Origin of the sequence: Sphingomonas oligophenolica (assembly GCF_006438955.1) — a bacterium.
Taxonomy (GTDB): Bacteria; Pseudomonadota; Alphaproteobacteria; order Sphingomonadales; family Sphingomonadaceae; genus Sphingomonas; species Sphingomonas oligophenolica_A.
On record NZ_RCZK01000001.1, the window covers coordinates 322,739 to 347,308 of the forward strand.

The 24,570-nt window shown below is 68.6% G+C and carries 20 protein-coding genes; 5 read left to right on the forward strand and 15 right to left on the reverse strand.

The genetic code is table 11. The features are described 5' to 3' along the window. Positions 1–25 precede the first annotated feature (25 nt). From EAH84_RS01690 to recQ, 3 genes are all read right to left on the reverse strand, one after another. A complete protein-coding gene (locus tag EAH84_RS01690; RefSeq protein WP_140866699.1) occupies positions 26–418 on the reverse strand; it encodes a hypothetical protein in 393 nt (130 codons plus the stop codon). Then, complete coding sequence (locus tag EAH84_RS01695; protein WP_140866701.1) at positions 415–846, reverse strand: TIGR01244 family sulfur transferase; 432 nt, start codon at positions 844–846, stop codon at positions 415–417. Before EAH84_RS01695 ends, EAH84_RS01690 begins: the two co-directional genes overlap by 4 nt. 196 nt (positions 847–1,042) lie before the next feature. Further along, positions 1,043–2,812 (reverse strand): DNA helicase RecQ, encoded by a 1,770-nt coding sequence (gene recQ, locus EAH84_RS01700; protein WP_140866704.1) that lies wholly within the window; start codon positions 2,810–2,812, stop codon positions 1,043–1,045. 48 nt (positions 2,813–2,860) lie between these two features. Here recQ and EAH84_RS01705 point away from each other — a divergent pair, with 48 nt between their 5' ends. Then, positions 2,861–3,133 carry a GNAT family N-acetyltransferase gene (locus EAH84_RS01705; protein WP_140866707.1) on the forward strand — a complete coding sequence of 91 codons (273 nt, stop codon included), beginning with the start codon at positions 2,861–2,863 and terminating at the stop codon, positions 3,131–3,133. A 94-nt stretch (positions 3,134–3,227) separates the two neighbouring features. Here EAH84_RS01705 and EAH84_RS01710 read toward each other — a convergent pair whose 3' ends face one another. Beyond that, positions 3,228–5,027 carry an ABC-F family ATP-binding cassette domain-containing protein gene (locus EAH84_RS01710; protein ID WP_140866710.1) on the reverse strand — a complete coding sequence of 600 codons (1,800 nt, stop codon included), beginning with the start codon at positions 5,025–5,027 and terminating at the stop codon, positions 3,228–3,230. A 99-nt stretch (positions 5,028–5,126) separates the two neighbouring features. On the opposite strand from EAH84_RS01710, the gene EAH84_RS01715 reads away from it, so the two are divergent. The 3 genes from EAH84_RS01715 (at position 5,127) to EAH84_RS01725 (ending at position 7,661) form a co-directional block, all read left to right on the forward strand. Further along, the gene (locus tag EAH84_RS01715; RefSeq protein WP_140866713.1) at positions 5,127–5,420 is read left to right on the forward strand and encodes a hypothetical protein; all 294 of its coding nucleotides are present in this window, start codon (positions 5,127–5,129) and stop codon (positions 5,418–5,420) included. 15 nt (positions 5,421–5,435) lie between these two features. Continuing rightward, the gene (locus tag EAH84_RS01720; protein ID WP_140866716.1) at positions 5,436–6,101 is read left to right on the forward strand and encodes a response regulator transcription factor; all 666 of its coding nucleotides are present in this window, start codon (positions 5,436–5,438) and stop codon (positions 6,099–6,101) included. Positions 6,102–6,281: 180 nt separating this feature from the next. Continuing rightward, the gene (locus EAH84_RS01725; RefSeq protein ID WP_241656423.1) at positions 6,282–7,661 is read left to right on the forward strand and encodes a sensor histidine kinase; all 1,380 of its coding nucleotides are present in this window, start codon (positions 6,282–6,284) and stop codon (positions 7,659–7,661) included. Here EAH84_RS01725 and EAH84_RS01730 read toward each other — a convergent pair. From EAH84_RS01730 to EAH84_RS01760, 7 genes are all read right to left on the reverse strand, one after another. After that, entirely contained in the window at positions 7,658–8,656 is a 999-nt protein-coding gene (locus EAH84_RS01730) for an LLM class flavin-dependent oxidoreductase (RefSeq protein ID WP_140866719.1), read from the reverse strand. The genes EAH84_RS01725 and EAH84_RS01730 overlap by 4 nt on opposite strands. An 82-nt stretch (positions 8,657–8,738) precedes the next feature. Next, positions 8,739–11,054: a S8 family peptidase gene (locus EAH84_RS01735; RefSeq protein WP_241656401.1), complete on the reverse strand. Its 2,316-nt coding sequence runs from the start codon at positions 11,052–11,054 to the stop codon at positions 8,739–8,741. 219 nt (positions 11,055–11,273) lie between these two features. Beyond that, positions 11,274–12,089, reverse strand: a complete 816-nt coding sequence (locus EAH84_RS01740) for a DUF815 domain-containing protein (RefSeq protein WP_140866722.1) — start codon at positions 12,087–12,089, stop codon at positions 11,274–11,276. A 37-nt stretch (positions 12,090–12,126) separates the two neighbouring features. Then, positions 12,127–14,121, reverse strand: a complete 1,995-nt coding sequence (locus EAH84_RS01745; protein ID WP_140866725.1) for a tetratricopeptide repeat protein — start codon at positions 14,119–14,121, stop codon at positions 12,127–12,129. Continuing rightward, positions 14,114–15,463, reverse strand: coding sequence for a PEP-CTERM-box response regulator transcription factor (prsR, locus tag EAH84_RS01750; RefSeq protein WP_140866728.1), 1,350 nt, complete (start codon positions 15,461–15,463; stop codon positions 14,114–14,116). Before prsR ends, EAH84_RS01745 begins: the two co-directional genes overlap by 8 nt. Beyond that, complete coding sequence (gene prsK / locus EAH84_RS01755; RefSeq protein WP_170209829.1) at positions 15,460–17,493, reverse strand: XrtA/PEP-CTERM system histidine kinase PrsK; 2,034 nt, start codon at positions 17,491–17,493, stop codon at positions 15,460–15,462. Before prsK ends, prsR begins: the two co-directional genes overlap by 4 nt. After that, complete coding sequence (locus tag EAH84_RS01760) at positions 17,490–18,878, reverse strand: TIGR03013 family XrtA/PEP-CTERM system glycosyltransferase (protein ID WP_140866731.1); 1,389 nt, start codon at positions 18,876–18,878, stop codon at positions 17,490–17,492. The genes prsK and EAH84_RS01760 overlap by 4 nt, the downstream gene beginning before the upstream one ends. Positions 18,879–19,041: 163 nt before the next feature. Between EAH84_RS01760 and EAH84_RS01765 the strand changes: the two genes are divergently transcribed. Continuing rightward, the gene (locus EAH84_RS01765; RefSeq protein WP_140866733.1) at positions 19,042–20,094 is read left to right on the forward strand and encodes a mannose-1-phosphate guanylyltransferase/mannose-6-phosphate isomerase; all 1,053 of its coding nucleotides are present in this window, start codon (positions 19,042–19,044) and stop codon (positions 20,092–20,094) included. Positions 20,095–20,109: 15 nt separating this feature from the next. Here the strand turns inward: EAH84_RS01765 and EAH84_RS01770 are convergent, their stop codons facing one another. The 4 genes from EAH84_RS01770 to EAH84_RS01785 form a co-directional block, all read right to left on the reverse strand. Beyond that, on the reverse strand, positions 20,110–20,655 hold the full coding sequence (locus EAH84_RS01770) for a hypothetical protein (RefSeq protein WP_140866736.1): 546 nt from the start codon (positions 20,653–20,655) through the stop codon (positions 20,110–20,112). A 246-nt stretch (positions 20,656–20,901) separates the two neighbouring features. Beyond that, a complete protein-coding gene (gene groL / locus EAH84_RS01775; RefSeq protein ID WP_140866739.1) occupies positions 20,902–22,545 on the reverse strand; it encodes a chaperonin GroEL in 1,644 nt (547 codons plus the stop codon). A gap of 82 nt (positions 22,546–22,627) precedes the next feature. Next, positions 22,628–22,918 (reverse strand): co-chaperone GroES, encoded by a 291-nt coding sequence (gene groES / locus EAH84_RS01780; protein ID WP_140866742.1) that lies wholly within the window; start codon positions 22,916–22,918, stop codon positions 22,628–22,630. Positions 22,919–23,002: 84 nt separating this feature from the next. Continuing rightward, positions 23,003–24,463 (reverse strand): MATE family efflux transporter, encoded by a 1,461-nt coding sequence (locus tag EAH84_RS01785; RefSeq protein ID WP_140866745.1) that lies wholly within the window; start codon positions 24,461–24,463, stop codon positions 23,003–23,005. Positions 24,464–24,570: the final 107 nt, after the last annotated feature.

Here is a 24,570-nt window from a genome sequence, read left to right on the forward strand (position 1 = left end):
GAATCGGGGTCCGCTTGAGAGCTATTTACACCCGTGTCAGCTGCGGCGCGAGTCGGCGAATGTCGAGCGCGCTGACGCCCGCGACCAGGACGCTGCCGAACGGGCGTTCGCCGGTTTCGACGAGCATCCCCGCGGGCGTCGCGCGGACCGAATCCCACCGGACCTCGCGCACCGCGAGCCGCGCGCCATGGCGCTTGATCGCGGCGACGCGGCCATCGCCGGTCACCGCGAGCGCGCCCGCGCCATCGGCGCCGACGACCGCGTTCACCGTCGCAAAGCCGGGCAGCGCCTGGTCGGCGGCATCGGCCGCGGCCTCCGGCCCGTCGATCCGCGCGTCGCGGCCGAGGCGGAGCATCCAGGCGACGCCCGCGAGCGCCAGGATCGCGACCAGCGATCCGGCGACGATATAGAGGTTCATGCCGCCGACAGTGCCGCCAGCATCGCGCGAATGCCGCCAATGTCGTAGCCCGCCGCCGCGGCCTGCGCGACGAGCAGGTCGGGGTTGCGCCCCGCCTTCGCTGCGGCGAGCGCCCACAGGTTGCACGAACGCGTGCCCGAGCGGCAATAAGCGAGCACCGGGCCGTCGGCGGCGACGAGCGCGGCAGCCATCGCGTCGAGCTGCGGGTGGCTGAACCCGGCCTGCGTCACCGGGATGTCGGTATAGCCCAGCCCCGCGGCCTTCGCGGCTTCGCGGATGTCGGCGCCCGCGGGCTGGCCCGTTTCCTCGTCGTCGGGACGGTTGTTGACGATTCCGACATAGCCCGCGGCCTTGATCGCGGCGATGTCGGCGGGGGTGATCTGCGGCGCGACCGCGATGCTGTCGTTGAGGGGGCGGATGTCGACCATGCGAGCCCCATATGCGATGAAGCGCGCGGCGTCAGCCTTTGTTCGCGTAAAATGCCAGCAGGGTTTTCGCGCAGAGGCGCAGAGAGCGCAGAGCTGTTTTGCCCGACCGCGACCGCGGTCCTTCATCGATGAGCGATTTTGTCTCGGCGCTGCCGCGCACGATTCACTCTCTGCGTTCTCTGCGCCTCTTCGCGAACTATTCAGCGTCGCGGATCGTCCCGAGGAACGCGTCGCCGTAGAGGTCGAGTTTCCGCGCGCCGATTCCCGACAGCAGCGCGAGTTCGGCGCGGCTCGAGGGGCGCTGGGCGGCCATGTCGCGGAGCACCGAATCGTGGAAGATGACATAGGGCGGCACGCCGCCGTCCTTCGCGAGATCGCGGCGGAGCGTGCGCAGCGCTTCGAACAGCGGATTGTCGGCGGGGTTGGCGGCGACCGCGGGCGCACGGCGGCTGCGGCGTTCGCGCTTGGGGGGGACGACGAGGGTGACGCGGTCGTCGCCCTTCAGGATGCCGCGCGCGCCGGGGCCGAATTCGAGCCCGCCGTGGGCGTTGGTGCGCAGCGCGTCGCGGAGCAGGAGCGCGCGGCCGACCGGCTTGATCAGCGCGACCTCGTCACCCTCGGCGATCGCCCAGACCGAGAGAGTCTCGTGGCCGTTCATCAGGCTGCGCTCGGTCGACTGGCCGAGCAGCACCTGTTCGACATAGCCCGCGCCGAACATCTGGCCGGTGCGGAATACCGCCGACAGGAATTTGCGCGCGGTCTCGGTCGCGTCGACCGCGTCGGGGTTGCCGAGGCAATTGTCGCAATTGCCGCAGTCTTCCAGCCGGTCCTCGCCGAAATGCTTGAGCAGGATGCGGCGGCGGCACCCTGCGGTCTCGACCAAGGCGCCGAGCGCGGCGAGCCGCGTGCGCTCGCCCGGCTGGCGTTCGGATTCGACCTCGCCGATCCGCTGGCGCGCGCGCGCGAAATCCTCCGCACCCCAGAACAGGTGCGCGATCGCAGGGTCGCCGTCGCGGCCTGCGCGCCCGGTTTCCTGATAATAGGCCTCGATCGATTTGGGCAGGCCGGCGTGGGCGACGAACCGCACGTCGGGCTTGTCGATCCCCATCCCGAACGCGACCGTCGCGCAGATCACCATGTCTTCCGAGGCGACGAAATCAGCCTGGTTGCGCGCGCGGACGCGGGGGTCGAGCCCGGCGTGATAGGCGCGGGTCGGGCGGCCGGTGCGCCCCAATGCCTCGGCGAGTTTCTCGGTCGCGGCGCGGGTCTGCGCATAGACGATGCCGGGGCCGGGTTGATCGGCGATGATGTCCGCGATCTGCTTCGACGTGTTGGCGCGCGGGGAAATCGCGTAGCGGATGTTGGGGCGATCGAACCCCGAGACGATCATGCCGTCGGCGGGGATGCCGAGCTGTTTGCAGATATCGGCGCGGGTATGGGCGTCGGCGGTCGCGGTCAGCGCGAGGCGCCCGACATCGGGGAACGCGTCCATCAACGGTTCGAGCAGGCGGTAATCAGGGCGGAAATCATGCCCCCATTCGCTGACGCAATGCGCCTCGTCGATCGCGAACAAGCTGAGCTTGGCCTGGCTGAGCAATTCGCGGAAATGGCCGGTCGAGGCGCGTTCGGGGGCGATGTAGAGCAGGTCGAGCTGCCCGGCCTTGAACCGATCGATCGTCTCCGCGCGGTTTTCGTCGACCGACGTCAGCGTCGCGGCGCGGATGCCGACCGCCTCGGCGGCGCGGAGCTGATCGTGCATCAGTGCGATCAGCGGGCTGACGACGACGCACGTGCCCTCCATCATCACCGAGGGCAGCTGATAGCACAGCGACTTGCCCGCGCCGGTCGGCATCACCGCCAGCGTGCGCTCGCCCGCGAGCACGCGGTCGACGACATCGGCCTGAACGCCGCGGAACGCGGGGAAGCCGAACACGCGCTGGAGGTGGGGAAGGGGGTCGTCGGTCATCGTTGTGGCGCTATAGATAGATCATTGCCGCCAAGCGAAAGGGCCAAGATGCAGAAAGTCCACGACAACGCCGCCGAGCAGGAATTCGAGATCGAGGTCGAGGGCCATCGCGCCATCGCGGCCTATCAGCGCGAGGGGGGCACGATCGTGTTCACGCACACCAAGGTGCCGCCCGAAATCGAGGGCCGCGGGGTGGGGAGCAAACTGATCCGCGCCGCGCTCGATTCGGCGCGCGATCAAGGACTGCAAGTGGTGCCGCAATGCCCGTTCGTCGCGGCCTATATCGACCGCCATCCCGAATATCGGGATCTGCTCGCCTAACGCACGCACGCTCCAGCGCGGCCAGGATCACACGGTGAATCAGCCATCACGACCCAGCGGCATCCCTCGATTCACATTTCAGGCTCGACGCGCACTAGGCTAGCGCCTCGACCTGTTCGGCGAGCTCGAGCCAGCGTAGTTCGGCGATCGTCTTGTCCTCCTGCGCCTGGCCGATCGCCTCCATCAGTCGCTCGAACGCGTCGGGATCGCGGGTGTAGAGGTCGGGGTCTTCGAGCAGCACCTGATCGCGCGCGATCGCGGCGTCGAGCGTTTCGATGCGCTGGGGCAGCAGCTCGTAATCGCGCTGGTCCTTGTAGCTCAGTTTCACGCGCGGACCGCGTGGCGCAGGGGGCGCGGCGATCGCGTTTCGGGCGATCGCGCCGCGCTTGGTCGGCGCCTTGGCCTTGCGGCGGCGTTCCCAATCCTCGTACCCGCCCGCCACGACATCGACCGTGCCCGACCCGTCGAGCCCGAGCGTGATCGTGACGGTGCGGTTAAGGAAGTCGCGGTCGTGGCTGACGATCAGCACGGTGCCGTCGTAATCGCCGATCACGTCCTGGAGCAGGTCGAGCGTCTCCAGGTCGAGGTCATTGGTCGGCTCGTCGAGCACGAGCAGGTTCGAGGGCTTGGCGAATTCGCGCGCGAGCAGCAGCCGCGAGCGTTCGCCGCCCGACAGCGTGCCGATCTTGGCATCGAGCACATTGGGATCGAACAGGAATTCTTTGAGATAGCCGACGACGTGCTTGCGGATGCCCTGCACCTCGACCCAGTCGCCGCCATCGGCGAGCACGTCGCGGATCGTTTTCTCCGGTTCCATCTTGCTGCGCTGCTGGTCGATGACGATCCGCTCCATCGTCTTGGCGAAGCGGATCGTGCCGGTGTCGGGTTCGAGTTCGCCGGTCAGCAGCTTGAGCAATGTCGATTTGCCCGCGCCGTTCGCGCCGACGATGCCGATCCGGTCGCGGCGCGTCACGCGCAGCGTCAGGTCGCCGATGATCGTGCGCCGCGCCTCCTCCTCGCCGAACGCCTTGGAGATATGCTTGGCGTCGATCACGATCTTGGTCTTGGCGCCGTCGGAGCCGATCGTGAGGTTGGCCGCGCCCTGCGGGCCGATCATCGACGCACGTTCGGCGCGCATTTCATGGAGTTTGGTGAGGCGGCCCTGGTTGCGCTTGCGGCGGCCAGTGACACCGCGGAGCAGCCAATGCTCCTCGAGTTTCAGCCGCGCGTCGAGCTTTTCCGCATTGCGCGCCTCGTCGGCGTAGACAGCCTCGGTCCAGGCGTCGAAACCGCCGAAGCCGATCTCCGCGCGCCGCATCGCGCCGCGATCGAGCCACAGCGTCTGTTTGGTCAGCCGGGTCAAAAAGGTGCGGTCATGGCTGATCACGACGAACGCACCGCGGAACCGCTGGAGCCATTCCTCGATCCATTCGATCGCGCCGATGTCGAGGTGGTTGGTCGGCTCGTCGAGCAACAGCACGTCGGGATTCTGCGCCAGCGCGCGGACGATCGCGGCGCGGCGGCGTTCGCCCCCCGACGCGGACACCGCCTCGCGGGTCAGGTCGATCCCGAGCTGGTCGGCGATCGCCTCCGCCTCGTGCCGCTGCGGCGCATCGTCGCCCGAGAGGACATAATCGGCAAGCGTCGTGAAGCCGGTCAGCGCTGGTTCCTGTTCGAGCAGCACGACGCGGGTGCCGGGGACGATCGTCCGCCGCCCCTCGTCGGAATCGATCAAGCCACCGAGCAGCTTGAGCAACGTCGTCTTGCCCGCGCCGTTGCGCCCGATCAGCGCGAGCCGGTCGCGCGCGCCGATATGGATGTCGAGCCCGCGAAAGAGCCAGCCCGAGCCTTGAACGAGGCCGAGGTTTTCGAAAGTGAGGATAGGAGCCGCCATGCGCGGGGCAGGTAGGGGCAGCCGGACGCCGCGGCAAGTTGCGGGTTCATGACCGCGTCATTCACAGGCTGTTCAATGGGTTCGCCTTATGCGACCCCCATGATGATGTTGTCGGCCCTCTTGATTCTCGCTGCCCCTGCCGGTGGAGTCGAGCCCGACCAGCGCCGGTCCGAACAGGTCCGCGCCTATGAAGCGACCAAGGAAGGCCGCATCCTGTCGCCGCGGATCGTCGAATCGCGGGTGATTCCGACGATGAAGGATTACCAGTATCTGGGGTTCGACCTCGATTTCGGCAGCGGCATTTACACGTTGAAGTTCCTGCGCGATGGAACCGTCGTCTGGGTCGAGGTCGATGGTCGTTCGGGCCAGGTCCTCGGCCGCACCGGGAACTGAAGAGGGGATTCCGTAATGCGCGTTCTGATCGTCGAGGACGAACCCAATCTCGGCCAGCAGCTCAAGAGCACGCTCGAGGGTGCAGGCTATGCGATCGACCTCGCCACCGACGGCGAAGAGGGGCATTTCCTGGGATCGACCGAAAGCTATGACGCGATCGTCCTCGATCTGGGGTTGCCCGAGATCGACGGGCTGACCGTGCTCGACCGCTGGCGCAAGGAAGGCAAGACGACGCCCGTGCTGGTGCTGACCGCGCGCGACAGCTGGTCCGACAAGGTCGCAGGGCTCGATGCGGGCGCGGACGATTATGTCGCCAAGCCGTTCCAGACCGAGGAGTTGATCGCGCGGCTGCGCGCGCTGATCCGCCGCGCAAGCGGTAATGCCTCGTCCGAACTGACCGCGGGCGAAGTCAGGCTCGATACCCGATCGGGCAAGGTCACCAAGGCGGGCGAGCCGGTCAAGCTGACCGCGCAGGAATATAAGCTGCTCTCCTACCTGCTCCATCACAAGGGCAAGGTGGTAAGCCGCACCGAGCTGATCGAACATATCTACGACCAGGATTTCGATCGCGATTCGAACACGATCGAGGTGTTCGTGACGCGGATCCGCAAGAAGCTGGGGCAGGAGGTCATCACGACGATCCGGGGCCTCGGCTACAGCCTCGAAGACCCCGACGCGTAAACCATGCGGTTCAGGATGTCCGCAGGCCGGATGTCGGCATTGGGACTGCGGCGTCCTGGTCTGATCCTCGCGCTGCTCGCCGGGATCGCGCTGTGCATCGCGGGGCTGTGGATCGGCCTCGCCACCGATTGGTCCGGGCGGATCGCGTTCGCGGGCGGCTGCGTCGCGATCGCCTGGGCGATGTGGGCGGGCGCGGCGCAGGATCTGGGCGAGGGCGGCGCCGTCGAAACGACCGGTTCGCTGTCGCGGCGGATGATCGTGATCGCGGCGGCGTGGATCGCGCTGTTGCTCGCGGGTGGGGGGTTCGCGCTCGACCGCGTGCTGGTGTCCGCGGTGACGCGCAATTTCGACGATCAGCTCGAATATGTCCTGACCGCGCTGATCGTCTCGGCGGAGATCGGGCCGGACGGCGAGGTGCGGTTTTCGCGCGAAGCCGCCGACCAGCGGTTCATCGAGCCCTATTCGGGGCTGTACTGGGAGGTCTCCGCACCAGGCCACGAGGATTTCACGTCGCGGTCGATGTGGGACCGGCGGCTCGCGTACGGGAGCCAGCACACCGACCTTAAGGTGCACGCCTACGACAGCACGCAATTCGACGATGAAAAGCTGCGCGTGACCGAACGCGATGTCACGTTGCCGGGATCGGCGGTGCGCTGGCGGTTTCAGGTCGCGCAACGCACCGATGGGCTCGATGCGCAGGTCGCGGTGCTGCGGCGGACGCTGATCCGCAGCTTCGCGCTGCTGGCGCTGGGGCTGATCGTGCTCGCGGCGCTCCAGACCTTTTACGGGCTGTGGCCGCTGAGGAAGGTACGCGAGGAGATCGCGCGGATGCGCGCGGGGCAGTCGAACCGGCTGACGCGCGCGATGCCCGACGAGGTCGCGCCGATGGTCGAGGAACTCAACGCGCTGGTCGCGCACAACGAACGCCAGGCGGAAGAGGCGCGCCGCCACGCGGGCAATCTGGCGCATGCGCTCAAGACGCCGCTGACCGTGATCATGAACGCCGCGACCGCCAACGCCGACGATCTGGGCGACACCGTGATCCGCGAGGCGCGAACGATGCGGCGGCAGGTGGACCACCACCTCGCGCGCGCGCGCGCGGTCGGGCGGCGCGGATCGGCGCATAGCCGCGCGGCGGTGTGGCCGAGCCTCGAATCGGTCGAGCGCGCGGTGGCGCGGCTCTATCGCCACGTCCGCATCGACGTCGACGGCCCCAAGACGCTGTCGGTTCACGTCGAGCGCCAGGACCTCGACGAGATGCTCGGCAACCTGATCGAGAATGCCGCGAAATATGGCGGTGGCAGCGTGTTCGTGACCGTCGGCGCGCAGGCCGGGTTCGTCGAATTCCTGATCGAGGACGACGGCGTCGGCATCCCCGAGGAACAGCGGGTGCGGATCTTCGATCGCGGCGCGCGGCTCGATTCGGGCAAGCCGGGAACCGGGCTGGGGCTCGCGATCGTCCGCGATGTCGCCGAGATCTATGAGGGCACAGTGAGCCTCGAGGAGAGCGAGGATCTCGGCGGGCTGATGGTACGGCTGCGGCTACCCGCGGCAACCTAGGCCGCGATCTTCAGTTCCTCCACCGCCTCGGCCGTCAGCGTCAGGCTGTGCTTGCGCGCGTCGTGATCGTAGATCGCGCTCGCGACCATGATCTCGTCGACCCCGGTGCGCTCGACGAACGCGGCCAGCGCGCGCGCGACAGTGGCGGGGCTGCCGACCGCGCTGCATTGCAGGACGTGATCGAGGATCGCCGATCCCTGCGCGCCGAGGCTGGCGCGATAGCCCGCGACCGGCGGGGGCAGCTGGCGCGGATTGCCGGTGCGCAACGCGACGAACGATTGTTGTTGCGAACTCGCGAGCAGTTCGGCCTCGGCATCGGTGTCGGCGGCGAACACGTTGAAGCCCGCCATGACATGGGGTTTCGAGAGGCGCAACGACGGGCGGAAATCGCGGCGGTAGACGCTGAGCGCCTGGTCGAGCGCGTAGGGGGCGAAATGCGAGGCGAAGGCGTAGGGCAGCCCAAGCGCGGCGGCGAGCTGCGCACCGAACAGGCTGGAGCCGAGAATCCACATCTCGATCTCCGCACCCGCGCCGGGGGTGGCGCTGATCCCGGTCTGGCCGTCATCGGCAAAATAGCTTTGCAGCTCGAGCACGTCCTGCGGGAAGGCATTCGCGTCGGTTTCGAGCGTGCGGCGCAGCGCGCGCGCGACGCGCTGGTCGGACCCCGGTGCGCGGCCCAGCCCCAGGTCGATGCGACCGGGGAACAGCGCGTCGAGCGTGCCGAATTGTTCGGCGATGACGAGCGGGGCGTGATTGGGCAGCATGATCCCGCCCGCACCGACGCGGATGCTGCTGGTCGCGGCGGCGACATGGCCGAGCACGACCGAGGTCGCGGCGCTGGCGATGCCGCGCATGCCGTGATGTTCCGCGCACCAGTAGCGCGCGAAGCCGAGCGATTCGGCGTGACGCGCGAGATCGGCGGCGTTGGCGAGCGCTTGCGACACGGTGCCGCCTTCGACGACGGGAACGAGATCGAGAAGGGAGAGCCTGGTCATTACGCGGATGTGGGGATTGGCGCGCGCAATGCCAGCCCGATCCGCGCCAGGTGAGGCGGCCGAAACGACCGGGGAACGGGCGTCAGAAGCCGATGCCGTAGCGGATCGCCATTCCGTAATCGTCGGGTAGCGCCGCGACGTTGCCGGGGTCGCGCCGCCAGAACAGGTTGGTCTGAAGTTCGCCGCCGGGCATCAGGATGCGATAGCGCGCCTCGACATCGATCTCGCGGCCCGTCGGCGCCAGATTGAGGAATTGCGCGGTGTAGGCGTCGACCGACTGCGAACCATAATCATAATTGGTCGGGAGCAAATAATCGATCCCGCCGCGCGCGACGCGCAACGGCTGGGCGATCCGCAGGCCGATGCTGTCGCCGCCGAAGATGCCGTCCTTGCCGATATCGGCGGCATAGGCCTCGGTGACGAGCACGCCGTGGCCGCCGACACCACCGCGGAGCCGCGCTGCCGACCAGCCGCGCCGTGCGGTGGCGCCAAGCGACCAACCGGTCCCGAATCCCCAGCGCGCGCTGGCGTCGAGGAACCGGGTGGTCGCGTGCGCCGCGCCGAGCCCGCCGTCGAAGCGCGCGCCGAGCAAGGTGTCGCGCTCCACCAGTGTCGTAGCGGCGAGCGTCGTCGCCACCGCGCCAAGATGCGTATCGAAGCCGACGGTAGCCTGGTCGTACGGCGAGTGCCGCCAAGCCGCCGGGCCGCCGATCGCGTCACCCGCGCGCGCGATCACGTCGCCACTCTCGATCGCAGCGGTGATCCCGATGCCACCGATGTCGTGCCGGATCGCGCCGGCGGAACGCGCCTGGTTGCGGAATCCCATCGTACCGGCAGTGGCGACGAGGAAGGCGGGGTCGCTCCGACCGACGAGTTGCGCGGTCAGGACGCCGCTGGCTTGGGCCACGCCGAGCGCGATGCTGGTCTTCGCATCGATACGCTGGGTGACGAGGCCCGCGATCGCGCGCGCGCTGTCGGTCTGTTCGCCGGTCAGCATCGTGCGTTCGAGCGCGACCTCGCCGTGCACGCGCGGGGCGAGCGTGATCGCCATCGTCATGCCCCCGCGGGCTGCCGCGACGGTGCGCACCCGCGACTGCAGCGCGCCGAGGAGCACCGGATCGGGCGCGGTTCGCTGGATCGTGGTGGCGAGATCGATCGCGAAGGCGCGTGCGTAGCGGTCCAGGATCACCGCGCCGAGTGGCCCGGTCGCGGCATCGCCCATCGGCGCCGACAGCGTCGCGTTGCCGGCGAGCGAGACCGCGGTCTTGGTCCCCGCGAGCGACGCGGTACCGACCGGCTGGAACGCCTTGGTGAGATCGATCACGCCGTTGCCGTAGACGCTGTCCACCCCTGCCGCGCCGACATCGCGTGCGGTACGATAGAGCAGGTCGACGATCTGCGCGCCCGACAGGTTGGGAAAGGCCTGCGCCAACAGCGCGATCGCGCCCGAGATCTGCGGCGCGGCGAACGACGTGCCCGACCACAGATAGGCGGTGTTGCTGGCATCGGGTGCGCGGACCTGCTCGCCGACCGCGGCGAGATAATGGGTGGCGGCGTCGCCCGCACGGTCGCTGAACGACGAGATCACATCGCCGCTGCCGATCGACCCCGCGACGATGACGAGGTTGCGCGCGACCGCGTCGTTGGTTGCGACCCCCGCGAACGGATCGACATTGGCGCTGCCGTCATTGCCGGCCGCGATCACGACGATGATCCCCGCCGCAGTCGCGCGACCGATCGCCGCGGCCAGCGCGGGGGGCATCGCCGATCCCCCGAGCGACAGGTTGATGACCCGAGCGCCCGCGGTGCGCGCGGCATCGACCCCGCGTGCGATCGCGTCGGTATCGAAACTACATCCCGAATCGTTGCTGCCCGCGCTCGCGGCGGCGCAACTGCCCGGCGTATCGGCGCGGAGCACGACGAGCGTCGCATCGAACGCGACGCCATGGGTGCCCGCGTCGTTGCGTCGCCCCGCCGCGGTAAAGGCGACCGCAGTACCGTGGCCGTCCTGGTCGTCGATCGTGGCGTTGCCGGCGACGTCGCGCGATGCCGCCGAGATGCGGCTCCCGAATTCGGCGCTGTCGAGGTCGACGCCACTGTCGATGATCGCGAGGTTGATGCCCGCCCCGGTCGCGCCCTTTTGGTAGGCGGCGAGCGCGTTCATCGACACTGCGCCGACGGTGGCGCGATATTCGCTTGTGTCGAACCCGGGCGCCGGCGTCGGGGTGGGCGCGGGGGTAGGACTTGGTGCGGGCACCGGTGTCGGAGTCGGGGTGGGAATCGTCGCAACCGGGGGGGCTGGCGTGCTGGCGACCCCGCCACCACCGCCGCCCCCGCACGCGGCGAGCATCAGCGCGAGCGCGATCGCGGTCGAACGGAACAGCCTCTGCATCGCCATGATCATGCCATCCTGTTCGCCGTCACCCGAGCATGGAATAGATTTCGCGAATTTACAGTTCCTTAATACGGATGGCGTGCCTCCTCGGATGCGGGGGTGTTCACGCGGGAGCGGGTTGCTCGGCGACGAGCGGCGTAAGACGGGCCGGGGTGGCTGGTGATGCCCGGCCGTGGCGACAGGGAGCGAGACGTTGCGTAACTGGTGGGACTCAGCTGTGCGTCAATGATCGTGCAGTCGCTGTCCGGCGCGCCCGGCGGCATCGACGATATATTGCCACGCGACCCGGCCCGAGCGGCTGCCCCGCCGGATCGCCCATTCGAGCGCGTCGTCCCGCTGGGCCTGGACCGCGTAATGCGCGGCATAGGCAGCAACGATCGCGAGATAGCCGTCCTGGTCGAGCGCGTGGAAACCGAGGGCGAGCCCGAACCGGTCGGCCAGGGCGAGCTGGTCGTCGACCGCATCGCGCGGATTGATCGCGCTCGCCTGTTCGGCGATGTCGCGCGGCAGCAGGTGGCGGCGGTTCGACGTCACCGCGAGCCGGACATTGTCGGGCCGCGCCTCGGCGCCACCGTCGAGCAGCGATCGCAGCCACCGCGCGCCCGCGGTCCCGTCGAACCCCAAATCGTCGAGGAACAGCACAAAGCGCCGGTCGAAATCGCCGAGCAGCGCGAACAGCGCCGGTAGATCGTCGTGCGTCGCCACGTCGATCAGCGCGATGTCGCCGCCGTCGCGGCGCACCTGCGCGAGCGCGCTCTTGACCAAGGCCGACTTGCCGGAGCCGCGCGCGCCCCACAGCAGCACGTCGTGCGCCGCCCCCCACGCCGCGTGTCGCCGCCAATTCTCGACCAGCGCCGCCTTCTGCCGGTCGATCCCGATCAGCAGGTCGACCGGCAATGGCGCGAAGTTGCGCGCGGCCGCGATCCCGCCGCGCCGCCAGACATAGGCGGGATGCGCCGCGAGGTCCGCGGTTGCAGCGGGCGGGGGCGCCAGCCGATCGAGCGCATCGGCGATGCGGCGCAGATAATCCTCGGTCATCGCCAAATCATGACCGCGCCGCCCGCGCGCCGCAACCCTAGCGGCTGATCTGTGCGAGGTGCGCGGCGACCGTGGCGTTGCCGGGGTCGAGCGCGCGTGCCTTCACCAACATTTGTCGCGCATCGTCGACCCGCTGATCCGCCGCGAGCGCGACGCCATAGGCATCGACGACCGCGACGTTCATCGGCGCGAGCGCGTAGGCAGCGCGGCCATAGCGGTGCGCAACCGCGCCGTCGCCCGCCGCCACATAGGCCAGCGCGAGGTCGGCGAGCAGCGCCGCGTCGCGGTTGCCGACCATATGACGCACCGCCTCGAGCGGTTCGATCGCCGTTGCGCCCGCCCCGCTGGCGACGAGCCAATGCGCGCGGAGCCGTTGGGCGACGATGCTTTGCGGATTTTGCTGGAGATACAGCGCCAACGTCGCGGCGGCTTCCCTTGCGTGCCCGGTCCGACCCAGCGCATCGACCAGCCGGAGCATCGTCGGTTCGTCGAACGCGAGGTCGGCCGCGCGCGTATAGGCGTCGATCGCCTCGCCGACCCGGCCGCGCGCGACCAACGCATCGCCGAGCGCGCGGTGCATCGCGGGGTCGCCGGACGAACGCGCGACCAGATCGCGCGCCTGGTCGATGGCGATGTCGGCATCGCCCGAATCGATCCGTGCACGGATCAGCGCCACCGCGAGCGACGGATCCGCGGGTGCGCGTGCGGCATCCTGCGCGAACGAGGCGAGCGTACCGTCGATCGCGAAGGCGCGCGAGGGCTGGCTGGTGCCGGTGGCCGCACGATCGAGCAGCCGTCCTGCTCGCACGCGGTCACCCAAGCGTTCCGACGCCCGCGCCGCCACCGTCAGCGAATAGCTGTCCGCATCGTCGCGCGCGAGCATCGGGGCGAGCATGTCGAGCGCGCCTTGCGCATCCCCCGACCGCAGCAACGCGGCGGCGAGCAGGCGGCGGGCGGACAAGTTCATCGGCTGACGCTCGACCAACCGTCGCCACGCGCCGATCGCCTGTTCGGAACGACCATCGGCATAGTCCACCGCCCCGGCGAGCAGCATCGCACCCGCGACCCGCTCATCGATCGGTCCCGCGCGCTGGAGCAGCGAGCGTGCAAGCGTGATCCGCCCCGCGCGCGCCGCCAGCGTCGCCTGGAGATAGAGCGCCTGCGGGCTGCCGGGCCGCGCGGCAAGCGCCTTGCGGGTCGCGGCGAGCATGTCGGCATGGCGACCGAGGTCACCGAGCGTCGCGGCATATTCGATCAGCGCGGAATGATAATAGGCGTCGCGCCGCAACGCCGCCTCGAACCAGGGCAGCGCGGCGACGAGCCCGTAGCGGACCCGGACGACCTGACCCTGAATCTCCAGCGCGGCGGGATCACGCGGTGCCAGCGTCGCCGCGCGCGTTGCCGCCACCGCGGCACTACCGATATCCCCCGCATCGAGCCTGATCCACGCCAGATCGACCCACGCCGGCGCCGCCGATCGGTCGCGCGTCAGCGATGGCGCCAGCAGGCGCTCCGCCGCGGCGCGCTGTCCCTGCGCCGCGAGGATGCGGGCATGAGTCCGAATCGCCATCGGGTCGGTTGGCATTGCCGCGACGGATTCGGCCAGCGCCCGATCGAGATCGCCCTGCAGGAACAGCGCGCGCGCGCGCGCTCCCCGGGTCTGCGTCGCGGGAATGCCCTGATCGTTGGCGCGTGCCAGTTCCGCCTCCGCGGCCAGCCCGTCACCGAGCTGCACATACGCGCGCGCCAGCGCGAGATGTGCGGTGGGCAACGAGGGGTCAGCGGCGATCGCGGCCATCGCATCGTTGCGTGCGGCGCTGTAGTTGCCGCGCGCCATCGCCGCCGCCGCCTCGACCAGCGCCTGGCGGGGATCGGTGGCATCGTGGCGACGCAACGCGATCACCGCACTGACAGCGAGCACCAGGGCGACGATGACGAGCGTGATCGACCGCATCCCGATCTGCGGAATCCCCCACGACCGCGCGGATCGCCGCCGGTGCGCGCGGAGCAGCGGATAGGCGGTGTCAGCCATGCAGGTCGTAGGTCTTGAGCAGATCGTACAGCGTCGGCCGACTGACCCCGAGCAGCCGCGAGGCGCCCGCGATATTGCCGTCCGACCGCGACAGCGCATGACGGATCGCCTTGCGATCCGCGATCTCGCGAACCGTGCGCAGGTTGAGCGGCAGCGCGTCGGTGAGGCTGTCGTCGAGATCGAGATCGGCGGCGGTCACGGTCTTGCCGTCGGCCATGATCACCGCGCGCTTGATCCGGTTTTCGAGCTCGCGGACGTTGCCCGGCCAGCCCCAGGCATCGATCGCGGCGAGCGCATCGGGGGCAAGTCCGGTGACCGCCGATTTCATCGTGGCGGCGTGGCGTGTGACGAAATGGCGGGCAAGCAATCCCGCATCGCCGCTGCGTTCGCCAAGCGCGGGGATCCGCACGACAATCTCGGCAAGGCGGTAATAGAGGTCGTCGCGAAAGCTGCCCGCGGCCACCATCGCGTCGATATCCTGGTGCGTCGCGCACACGATGCGGGTGTCGACCGCGATCGGCTTGCGGCCGCCGAGTCGCTCGATCACGCGTTCTTGCAGAAAGCGGAGCAGTTTGACCTGGAGCGCGAGCGGGACATCGCCGATTTCATCGAGGAACAGCGTGCCGCCACTGGCCTGTTCGATCTTGCCTTCGACGGTGCGCACCGCGCCGGTGAATGCGCCCTTTTCATGCCCGAACAGTTCGCTTTCGAGCAAGGTTTCGGGGATCGCGGCGCAGTTGATCGCGACGAACGCCCCGCCTGATCGCGACGACATATCGTGGAGCCCGCGCGCGAGCAGTTCCTTGCCCGTCCCGCTCGCGCCGAGCAGCATCACCGATACGTCGGCGGGGGCGACGCGCTCGATCGTCCGCACCGTCCGCGTCATTTCGGGCGAGGCGTAGATCAACCCGCCGAACCCCGCGTCGCCGCGCGCGGCGAGGCGGCGGTTCTCTGCTTCAAGCGCGTGGACGTGGAAGGCACGCGACACGATCAACCCGAGCGCGTCGATGTCGATCGGCTTGGCGTAGAAATCCCACGCCCCCTGCGCGATCGCGTGGCGGGCGCTGTCGCGCGCGCCGTGCCCCGAGGCGACGATCACCTTCGTATCGGGCTTCAGCGCCAGCATCTCGGCCAGCGTGGCGAAGCCTTCGCTGGTGCCGTCGGGATCGGGCGGCAGGCCCAGATCGAGCGTGACGACCGCGGGTTCGTGCGCGCGCACCGCATCGATCGCGGCGGCGCGGGTTCCCGCGCAAACGACCTCATAGCCGTCGTACGCCCAGCGCAACTGCCGCTGGAGCGCGGCGTCGTCCTCGACGACCAGCAATACCGGCTTGTCGCTCATGCCGCGGCCTCCCATGCGGGGGCGGCAGGCAGCGACACGCGGAAACGCGTCCCCACGCCTTCCTCGCTATCGACCGCGATGCTGCCGCCCATCGCCTCGGCGAGCTGGCGGGCTTCATAGGCGCCGATGCCGAAGCCATCGGGCTTGGAAGACGCGAACGGGCGGAACAGTTGGTCGCGAACGAACGCTGGCGACATCCCGCAGCCACGATCGGCGATCTCGATCGATACGCGCCCGTCGATCGAGGTGACCTGCATGGTCACGGGATCGGCGGGGGCGCTCGCCTCGACCGCGTTCTGAATAAGGTGGCGGAGCAGTTGCTCGAGCCGGTTCGGCTGCGCGAGCGCGATGCCGCGGCCCGCAGCCTTGATCCGGTGTTGCGCGCGGCGCGGCGCCGACAGCCGTGTCGCGAGCGCCGCGACATCGACCGGCTGGGTCGGCTCGACCGACGATTGGTGATGCTGCGACAGCTTGGCGAGCAACCCGTTCATCCGCGCGACCGAATCCTGCAGCGTCGCGATCATGTCGGCACGGAATTCGGGGTTGTCGGCGTGGCGTTCGGCGTTGCGCGCGACCAATGTCAGCCCGCTCACCAGATTCTTGATGTCGTGGAGGATGAACGCGAAGCGCCGGTTGAATTCGTCGAACCGCTGGACATCGGCGAGCGCACCGTGCGCGCGATCCTCCGCAAGATAGCTCGCCGCCTGGCGCCCGGCGACGCGCAACAGGTCGAGGTCCTCCCAATCCAGCGCCCGGTCCACCGGGGGTCGCGCGAGCAGGATCGCGCCGACCAGCGTCGCATGGTGGATCAGCGGCACCAATATCCACGCATCGGCCCGCGCGATCATCCAGTCCGGGATGGCCGCCGCCTCGACTGCATCGACCCGCTGGCGACGAACCATGTCGAGTTCGACGATTCGCGAGGTGGTTTCGAGATACGCCGCCAGATCGGTCCCGACCTCACCGCTGCCATCCCAGCGCCAGCTCGTCGCGGGTTCGAGCCCGCCTGCGTGCGGGATCAACAGCAGTCCCGCGGGCGCATCGGTCAGATCGGCGATTGCCTTGACGATGCGCCGGTCGAGCGGGTCCGCGCCGGGGCCGGGCAAACCCAGCGTCGTCGTGAATCGCTGCCATTCGGTGCGATAGTCGTAGCGATGGCGAAACAGGTGTTTGGCGAGCTTCACGCGGGTCCAGGCGCGCAGCCAGGGCGTCGAAACCAGTGTCATCAGCGCGGTTGCCGAGCCCAGTACGATCGCGGTCTGGACGATCCGGGCGTAGCCGGCGGGCGCGTGCCTTGCGAGCGTCGTCAACCAGATCGTGACGCCCGCATAGGCGATCAGCGCGACCACGGTCAGCGCTCTCATCGCGACGCCCCGCGACACCGCCAACCGCGATTCGCCGCCATCCCTGGCCGCGATCCCGAACAGTACCGCCGCCGCGCTGAGGACGAACCCGCGCACCGCCGCCAGTGACGACGGCACGCCGTTCCCCAGGTAGCCGAACGCCGCGGTCAGCAGATCCGCGCCCCACAGCGCGGCCAGGATCACAACAAGCGGCCTGGCAAGCCAGCGGGTGCCATTATCGGCGGCGCTGTCGAGATGATGCACCAGGACCAGCGCTGCCAGGGCACCCATCATCCGACACGCGTAGCCCGCGGTCGCGAGTGCCTCCAGCCCCGCGGGTTCCATCGGCGCAGTAGCGACGAGCGCCAGCGCGGCGTTCGCGATCGTCATGCCGACCGCCACCGCATAGACCGACACCAGCGCGAGCCCCGCGCTGCGGTGGCGGCGGACGAGCATCCCCATCACCGCGAACCACGCGACGTCGCGGACGGTCAGCGCGATCTGGGTGGCGATATCGCGCGACTCCATTCCTGCGACCGCGAGCGCCCACAGGCTCGTCGTGGCCATTGCCGTGACGAGCGCGGCCTTGGGCCAGTCACCGCGCGCCCGATTGGCCTGACCGAGCGCCAGCAATCCGAACGCCAGCGCGGCGAGCGCATGACCCCACAGGACGAGCGCTGCGATCATCGCGCGCCGATCGGCCAGAGCACAACGCGCAGCGTCTGGAGCATGATCAGCAGGTCGAGAAAGGGTGAGTAGTTCTTGGCGTAATAGAGATCATATTCCAGCTTGTGGCGCGCATCGTCGATCGAGGCGCCATAGGGGTAGTTGATCTGCGCCCAGCCGGTGATCCCCGGCTTCACCATGTGGCGTTCGGCATAGAAGGGAAGTTGTTGTTCGAGCTGGTCGACGAAGTGCGGCCGTTCGGGGCGCGGGCCGACGAAGCTCATCTCGCCCTTCAGCACGGTCCATGCCTGGGGAAGCTCATCGATCCGCACCTGGCGGATGAGCCGACCGACCCGGGTGACGCGCGGGTCGCGCTCGGCGGCCCACACCGCCTTCCCGCCGATCTCGGCGTCCGCGCGCATCGAGCGGAGTTTCAGGATATCGAACGACTGGTTGTAGAGCCCGACCCGGCGCTGTCGATAGAAGGCCGGGCCGCGCGATTCGAGCTTGATCGCGATCGCGGCGATCACGACGATCGGCAGCGTCGCGACGAGCAGCACCAAACTGGCGAGGATGTCGAACGCGCGTTTGACGACGCTCGACACCATTCGTCCCGACGCGAAGCCATCGGAAAAGATCAGCCAGGACGGATCGACGCTGTTGAGGTCGATGCGTCCGGTCTCGCGTTCGAGGAAGGTCGAGATCTGGCTGACGAGCACGCCGGTGGTCTTGACGCGGAGCAGGTCCTTGAGCGGCAGCGCGTTGCGCCGCTCTTCGAGCGCCAGCACGACCTCGGTCGCGCGAAGCTGGACGACATGTGCCGCGAGGTTCGCGATCGCATCGCGCGGCACCGCACCGGGCACCGCCGGTGCGGATTCGCCCATCGCGACGAATCCCGCGACGATGAAATTGGCCTCCGGTTTTTCGGCCAGTGTCTCGATCCGTGCCGCGCGCGTCCCCGCCCCCAGGATGACGATCCGACGCTTGAACCGATCGCCCCCCAGTGCCTTGCCGAGGATGGCACGCACCGCGACGAGCAGGGTGATCGCTAGCAGCATCGAATAGAACAGGCTCGACCGCCACAGCGACAGCGTCGGAAACAGGAAGAAGATCAGCGACAGGAACACGACACCCAGCGACACAGCGACCGCCAGCCGCGCCGCGGCGAACCGCAGCGACAGGAACGACGCGGCGCTATAGCCCCCGACCGCGACCAGCGCGATCTGGAGCGCGGCGGCGAACGACACGAGCTGCGGGATACGCGTGGAGATCGGCGCGACGTGCATGCCGATCTGGCGGGCCCGCAGCACCCAGCCGATCTCCGCAGCAGTGATCAGCAACGCGGCATCGACGATGCCGAGCAACAGGACTGCGTGGGGCAGGTAATGTTTGAAGATCCGGATCATCGTTTCAGCGCTTCCGACGGACCTCATGTAAAACTTTCCGACACTGGGGCATCGCACCAAAAGGCAAATAAAGGCTGAACGGAGATGCGGGGTCGGCACAATTGATCCCGATCGCTTGCCACGCGTTATCCTGGGCTTCATGGCAAGCGGTAGTGGAGGATTCATGGCCGAGACGACGATCGTTCCCGTTATCCTGTCGGGCGGATCGGGGACGCGGCTATGGCCGATGTCGACCCCGGAACACCCGAAGCAATTGCTGGCGCTGACCGCGGACCAGACGATGCTGCAGCTGACCGCGGGGCGCGCTCACGGCGCAGGCTTTGCCGCGCCGATCGTCGTCGCCAACGCCGCGCACGCCGACGAAGTGGAGCGCCAGTTGGGCGCGGTCGGCGCCGACCCGCAAGCGTTGATCCTCGAACCGGTCGCGCGCAATACCGCCCCCGCGATCGCGCTCGCCGCACTCGCCGTCGGCGGGGGCGACACGCCATTGCTGGTCATGCCGTCGGACCATGTGATCGGCGATGTCGACGCCTTTCATGCCGCGGTCCACGCCGCGCTGCCGCTGGTCGAACAGGGCTGGCTCGCGACCTTCGGGATCGAGCCCGACGCGCCCGAGACGGGCTATGGCTGGATCCGGATCGGCGAGGCGATCGGCGAGGGCGTCCACCGCGTCGCGCGCTTCGTCGAAAAGCCCCCGCAGGCAAAGGCGGAGGCGATGCTGGCCGCGGGCGATCATGCCTGGAACGGGGGGATATTCCTGTTCCGCGCCGATCGCTTCCTCGAGGAACTGGCCGCTTTCGAACCCGCCATGCTCGCCGCTGCCAAGGCCGCGATGGACGCCGCGGTGCGCGAGGGCACGCGGATCTATCCCGACGCGGAACGGTTCGCCGCTGCGCCCGCGGAATCGATCGATTATGCGGTCATGGAACGCGCGGAGCGGGTCGCGGTGGTGCGGGTCGCGATGGGGTGGAACGATGTCGGGAGCTGGGATGCGCTCCACGCGATCAGCGCGCAGGACGACGCGGGCAACGCGCATCGCGGTGAGGTGATCGCGATCGATACCCAGGGTTGCCTGGTCCGGTCCGACGGCGCGCGGGTGGCGCTGGTCGGGGTGTCGGACCTGATCGTCGTCGCGAGCGGCAACGACATCCTGGTGATCCCGCGGGGGCGCAGCCAAGAGGTGAAGGCGTTGATCGAGGCGATGAAGCGCGACTGATCGCGGCGGCGGCGGTCAGGGCGCCGTTGGGGTTACCTCCGGCACCGCGAGCGTCAGCCAATGGGTGCATCCGCCCTGCGTCGTCACCGCGATGCCCGACATCTCGTGGGTCTTGCGACCGAGCGTGAGCAGTCCGTCGCTCGCGGTATTGCGATCCGCATCGCTGATCGTCGTGCCGGGTGTCAGCACCGCGGCCAGCTTGGGCAGCGCGGCGAGCAACGGCTGCGAGACGCCGCAATGGTTGGGCGCGCCGGTCACCAGCTTGACCTGCCACACCTTACCGTCGCGGCGGCTGAAGATCTGCGCGCTGCCGGTGGCGCCGTTCAGGACGCGCACGGTGCCGCCAGTCCTGGTATCGACCATCGGTTCGCTGGTGCGCGCCTCGTTCCACGGTGAGCCGAACGAGCGGACCGCAGCGATCACCGCCGGGCCATCCGCCGCGAAGGCGGGCTTGGCGGGCTCGCTGGCGGTGGGTGCCGCCGCGGGGGTGTCGGACGGCGAGCCGCAGCCCGCCAGCGCGATCGCCAGCGCCATCGTTCCGATCGTGATCGCTCTGCGCATCTAGCTCGTCTCCTTGGCGGCGCTTCTGCACGACCGCGCCGCGCGGGTCGATAGGGGTGCTCGGGGGTGCGGCGCAGATAGGCAAGAAAAGGGCCGGGGGATCGCTCCCCCGGCCCTGTTTCCGAACGTCGATATGGGCACCGGCAAAGCCGGTGCTGGGACGTCAGACCGGATCGGCGGAGCCGACCGGCTGGCCGATCCAATGGGAGTCCTGAGCCAGCGTCGCTGGTCCAGGCCCCATTCGGATCAGAAGTCCATGCCGCCCATGCCGCCCATGCCGCCGCCGCCCATGGGCATGGCGGGCTTGTCGTCGGGCATTTCGCTGACGGCCGCTTCGGTCGTGATGAGCAAGCCTGCGACCGAGGCTGCATTCTGCAGCGCGGTACGAACGACCTTGGTCGGATCGATCACGCCGGATTCGACCAGGTTTTCGTACTTGTCGGTCTGCGCGTTGAAGCCGATCGACGGATCGTTGCCTTCGAGCAGCTTGCCCGACACCACCGCACCGTCATGCCCGGCGTTCTGCGCGATCTGGCGAACCAGCGACGTCAGCGCCTTGCGGACGATGTCTACGCCGCGGGTCTGGTCGTCGTTGTCGCCGGCCATGCCGTCGAGCGCCTTGGTCGCGTACAGCAGCGCGGTGCCGCCACCGGGGACGATGCCTTCTTCGACCGCGGCGCGGGTTGCATGAAGCGCGTCGTCGACGCGGTCCTTGCGCTCCTTGACCTCGACCTCGGACGCGCCGCCGACCTTGATGACCGCAACACCGCCCGCGAGCTTGGCAAGACGCTCCTGGAGCTTCTCCTTGTCGTAATCGCTGGTCGTGTTCTCAATCTGCTGGCGGATCGCTTCGGTACGGCCCTTGATCGTGTCGGAATCACCAGCGCCATCGACGATGACGGTGTTGTCCTTGTCGATCGACACGCGCTTGGCGGTGCCGAGCATGCCGAGCGTCACGGTCTCGAGCTTGATGCCGAGGTCTTCCGAAATCATCTCGCCCTTGGTCAGGATCGCGATGTCCTCGAGCATCGCCTTGCGACGATCGCCGAAGCCGGGTGCCTTGACCGCTGCGACCTTGAGGCCGCCGCGCAGCTTGTTGACGACGAGCGTGGCGAGCGCCTCACCCTCGATGTCCTCGGCGATGATCAGCAGCGGGCGACCCGACTGGACGACGGCTTCCAGGATCGGGAGCATCGCCTGCAGGTTGCTGAGCTTCTTCTCGTGGATCAGGATGTACGGATCGTTGAGTTCGACCGTCATCTTTTCCGGGTTGGTGATGAAGTACGGCGACAGATAGCCGCGATCGAACTGCATGCCCTCGACGACGTCGAGCTCGAATTCGAGGCCCTTGGCTTCCTCGACGGTGATCACGCCTTCCTTGCCGACCTTTTCCATCGCTTCGGCGATCTTCTCGCCGACGACCTTGTCGCCATTGGCCGAGATGATGCCGACCTGCGCGATTTCACGCGTGCCGGAAACTGGCTTCGAGCGCGCCTTGATGTCAGCGACGACGGCTTCGACTGCCTGGTCGATCCCGCGCTTCAGGTCCATCGGGTTCATGCCCGCGGAAACCGACTTCATGCCCTCGCGAACGATCGCCTGGGCGAGGACGGTCGCGGTGGTGGTGCCGTCACCGGCGTTGTCGTTGGTCTTCGAGGCCACTTCGCGCAGCATCTGCGCACCCATGTTCTCGTACTTGTCCTTGAGCTCGATCTCCTTGGCGACGGTGACGCCGTCCTTGGTGATGCGCGGTGCGCCATAGCTCTTGTCGATGACGACGTTGCGGCCCTTCGGCCCCAGCGTGACCTTGACCGCATCGGCGAGGATGTCGACGCCGCGAAGAATGCGCTCACGCGCGTCGCGGCCGAATTTTACGTCCTTGGCTGCCATGTTGGCTACCCTTTCAGAAATGTGAGTTTGACGAAGTTGACACGGAATCGGGTGTTTGCGCGGCGCCGTGTCGGGGCAGAAATCAGCCCTCGACGATGCCGAGGATGTCCGATTCCTTCATGATCAGCAGCTCTTCGCCGTCGACCTTGACCTCGGTGCCCGACCATTTGCCGAACAGGATGCGGTCGCCGGTCTTCACTTCGAGCGGATGGACTTCACCCGCTTCGTTGCGCGCGCCGGCACCGGCGGCGACGACTTCACCCTCCTGGGGTTTCTCCTTGGCGGTGTCGGGGATGATGATCCCGCCAGCGGTCTTTTCCTCGGCCTCGACGCGGCGAACGAGCACGCGGTCGTGCAACGGACGAAAGTTCATTGCGGATACCCTCTTATCTGGTTCGTGACAGTTTTTTGGCACTCAAACGAGTCGAGTGCCAGCGCCCCGCATATGTGTACCCGTTCATCGGGCGTCAATGGCCGCGGCCTGCGAAATCGCCAACAATTTTGCGTCGGCGAGCGCATCGGGGGTGAGCCCGAGCGCATCGCGGCGGTGCCACCGCCAGATGAGGAGCAGCGACACCGCGAACAACCCCGCCGCGAGGCCGACCCAGATCCCGACGCCCTGCCAATCCGCCCAGAAGCCGAGCGCCAGCGCGGTGCCGAACCCGACCACCCAATAGCCGAACAGCGCGATCAACATCGGGACCCTGGTATCCTGCAGCCCGCGCAGCACCCCCGCCGCGACCGCCTGCCCGCCGTCGAACAGTTGGAACATTGCCGCGATCGTCAGATATTGCAGCGTCAGCGCGACGAGCCGGGCGTTGGCGGGGGCATCGACGTCGATATAGACGCTGATGAACAGCCGCGGCAGCAGCCACAGCAGCGCCGCGGTGACGACCATGCAGCCGATCCCGAGCGCCAGCGCGACCCAGCCCGCACGCGCCATCCACGCACGGTCGAGCGCGCCATAGGCCATCCCGACGCGGATCGTCGCCGCCTGCGCGATCCCGAACGGGATCTGGAACGCCACCGCCGCGATCTGGAGCGCGATCGCGTGCGCGCCGACCTCGGTCACGCCGAACAACCCCATCAGGAATCCCGCCGAACTGAACAACGCGCCCTCGAACGTCATCGTCAGCGCGATCGGCACCCCGATCCGGACGATCTCGAGGAGCCGCGACCATTCGGTGCGCCACCAGTTGCCGAACAACCGGAACCGCCGGATGCGGCGATCGGTGACGAGGATCACGACATAGGCGAGCAGCATCGCGGTGCTGGTGATGACGCTGGCGATCGCGGAGCCTTCGAGCCCGAGCGCGGGGAACCCCCAATGCCCGAAGACGAGCAGCCAGTTGCCGAGCAGGTTGACCCCCAGCGCCAGCGCGGTCACCGCGGTCGCCCAGCCCGGCCGCCCCAGCGCGGCGGCGGTGACGCGCATCGCCGCGGCCGCGATCGAGGGGATCATCGCGAACAACAGGATATCGAGAAACGCGCCGGTCCGCGCCGCGACGACCGGGTCCTGGCCCGCCAGCCGCAGCAGCGTCTCGCCCTGGGCCAGCACGACGAGGAAGGGTAGCGCCCCGAGCACCGCGAGCCACAGCGACATCCGGAACGACCGCCGCACCTCGCGCACCGCATGGCGGCGGCGGCCGAGCTCGGCGGCGATCACCGGCGCGGCGGCGCCGACCAGCCCGACCAGTGCCCACATCATCACCGAATAGAGATAGACGCCGAGCGTCGCGGCGGCGAGTTCGACCGTCCCCAGCCGCGCGACGAACACGACATCAACCGCATAGACCGCCATCTGGAGCAGGTTCGCCACGACCAGCGGCGACGCGAGCGCCACCAGCGCCGCCAGCTCCCCGCGCGCAGTAGCGGGGGCGGGGCCGGTGAGCGGCGGAATCGGAACAAGCGCGGTCATGGTGGCGGGTGCCTAGCAGGCGGATGCGGGCGGTGCTGCTGATTCTTCGCGCGCGCCCGAGCGCCATTTCGATCCTCCCCCGCCAGGGGGGATTTGAGACGACACGT

Bases quoted from the DNA above. Each gene is read 5' to 3' on its own strand.
- EAH84_RS01735 (WP_241656401.1), bottom strand. From the start codon at position 11,054: ATGGCGATGCAGAGGCTGTTCCGTTCGACCGCGATCGCGCTCGCGCTG.
- EAH84_RS01765 (WP_140866733.1), top strand. From the start codon at position 19,042: ATGGCCGAGACGACGATCGTTCCCGTTATCCTGTCGGGCGGATCGGGG.
- EAH84_RS01710 (WP_140866710.1), bottom strand. From the start codon at position 5,027: ATGGCGGCTCCTATCCTCACTTTCGAAAACCTCGGCCTCGTTCAAGGC.
- EAH84_RS01695 (WP_140866701.1), bottom strand. From the start codon at position 846: ATGGTCGACATCCGCCCCCTCAACGACAGCATCGCGGTCGCGCCGCAG.
- EAH84_RS01705 (WP_140866707.1), top strand. From the start codon at position 2,861: ATGCAGAAAGTCCACGACAACGCCGCCGAGCAGGAATTCGAGATCGAG.
- EAH84_RS01760 (WP_140866731.1), bottom strand. From the start codon at position 18,878: ATGATCCGGATCTTCAAACATTACCTGCCCCACGCAGTCCTGTTGCTC.
- groL (WP_140866739.1), bottom strand. From the start codon at position 22,545: ATGGCAGCCAAGGACGTAAAATTCGGCCGCGACGCGCGTGAGCGCATT.
- EAH84_RS01715 (WP_140866713.1), top strand. From the start codon at position 5,127: ATGATGATGTTGTCGGCCCTCTTGATTCTCGCTGCCCCTGCCGGTGGA.
- EAH84_RS01725 (WP_241656423.1), top strand. From the start codon at position 6,282: ATGTGGGCGGGCGCGGCGCAGGATCTGGGCGAGGGCGGCGCCGTCGAA.
- EAH84_RS01720 (WP_140866716.1), top strand. From the start codon at position 5,436: ATGCGCGTTCTGATCGTCGAGGACGAACCCAATCTCGGCCAGCAGCTC.
- groES (WP_140866742.1), bottom strand. From the start codon at position 22,918: ATGAACTTTCGTCCGTTGCACGACCGCGTGCTCGTTCGCCGCGTCGAG.
- EAH84_RS01770 (WP_140866736.1), bottom strand. From the start codon at position 20,655: ATGCGCAGAGCGATCACGATCGGAACGATGGCGCTGGCGATCGCGCTG.
- EAH84_RS01745 (WP_140866725.1), bottom strand. From the start codon at position 14,121: ATGGCTGACACCGCCTATCCGCTGCTCCGCGCGCACCGGCGGCGATCC.
- prsK (WP_170209829.1), bottom strand. From the start codon at position 17,493: ATGATCGCAGCGCTCGTCCTGTGGGGTCATGCGCTCGCCGCGCTGGCG.
- recQ (WP_140866704.1), bottom strand. From the start codon at position 2,812: ATGACCGACGACCCCCTTCCCCACCTCCAGCGCGTGTTCGGCTTCCCC.
- EAH84_RS01730 (WP_140866719.1), bottom strand. From the start codon at position 8,656: ATGACCAGGCTCTCCCTTCTCGATCTCGTTCCCGTCGTCGAAGGCGGC.
- EAH84_RS01740 (WP_140866722.1), bottom strand. From the start codon at position 12,089: ATGACCGAGGATTATCTGCGCCGCATCGCCGATGCGCTCGATCGGCTG.
- EAH84_RS01785 (WP_140866745.1), bottom strand. From the start codon at position 24,463: ATGACCGCGCTTGTTCCGATTCCGCCGCTCACCGGCCCCGCCCCCGCT.
- prsR (WP_140866728.1), bottom strand. From the start codon at position 15,463: ATGAGCGACAAGCCGGTATTGCTGGTCGTCGAGGACGACGCCGCGCTC.
- EAH84_RS01690 (WP_140866699.1), bottom strand. From the start codon at position 418: ATGAACCTCTATATCGTCGCCGGATCGCTGGTCGCGATCCTGGCGCTC.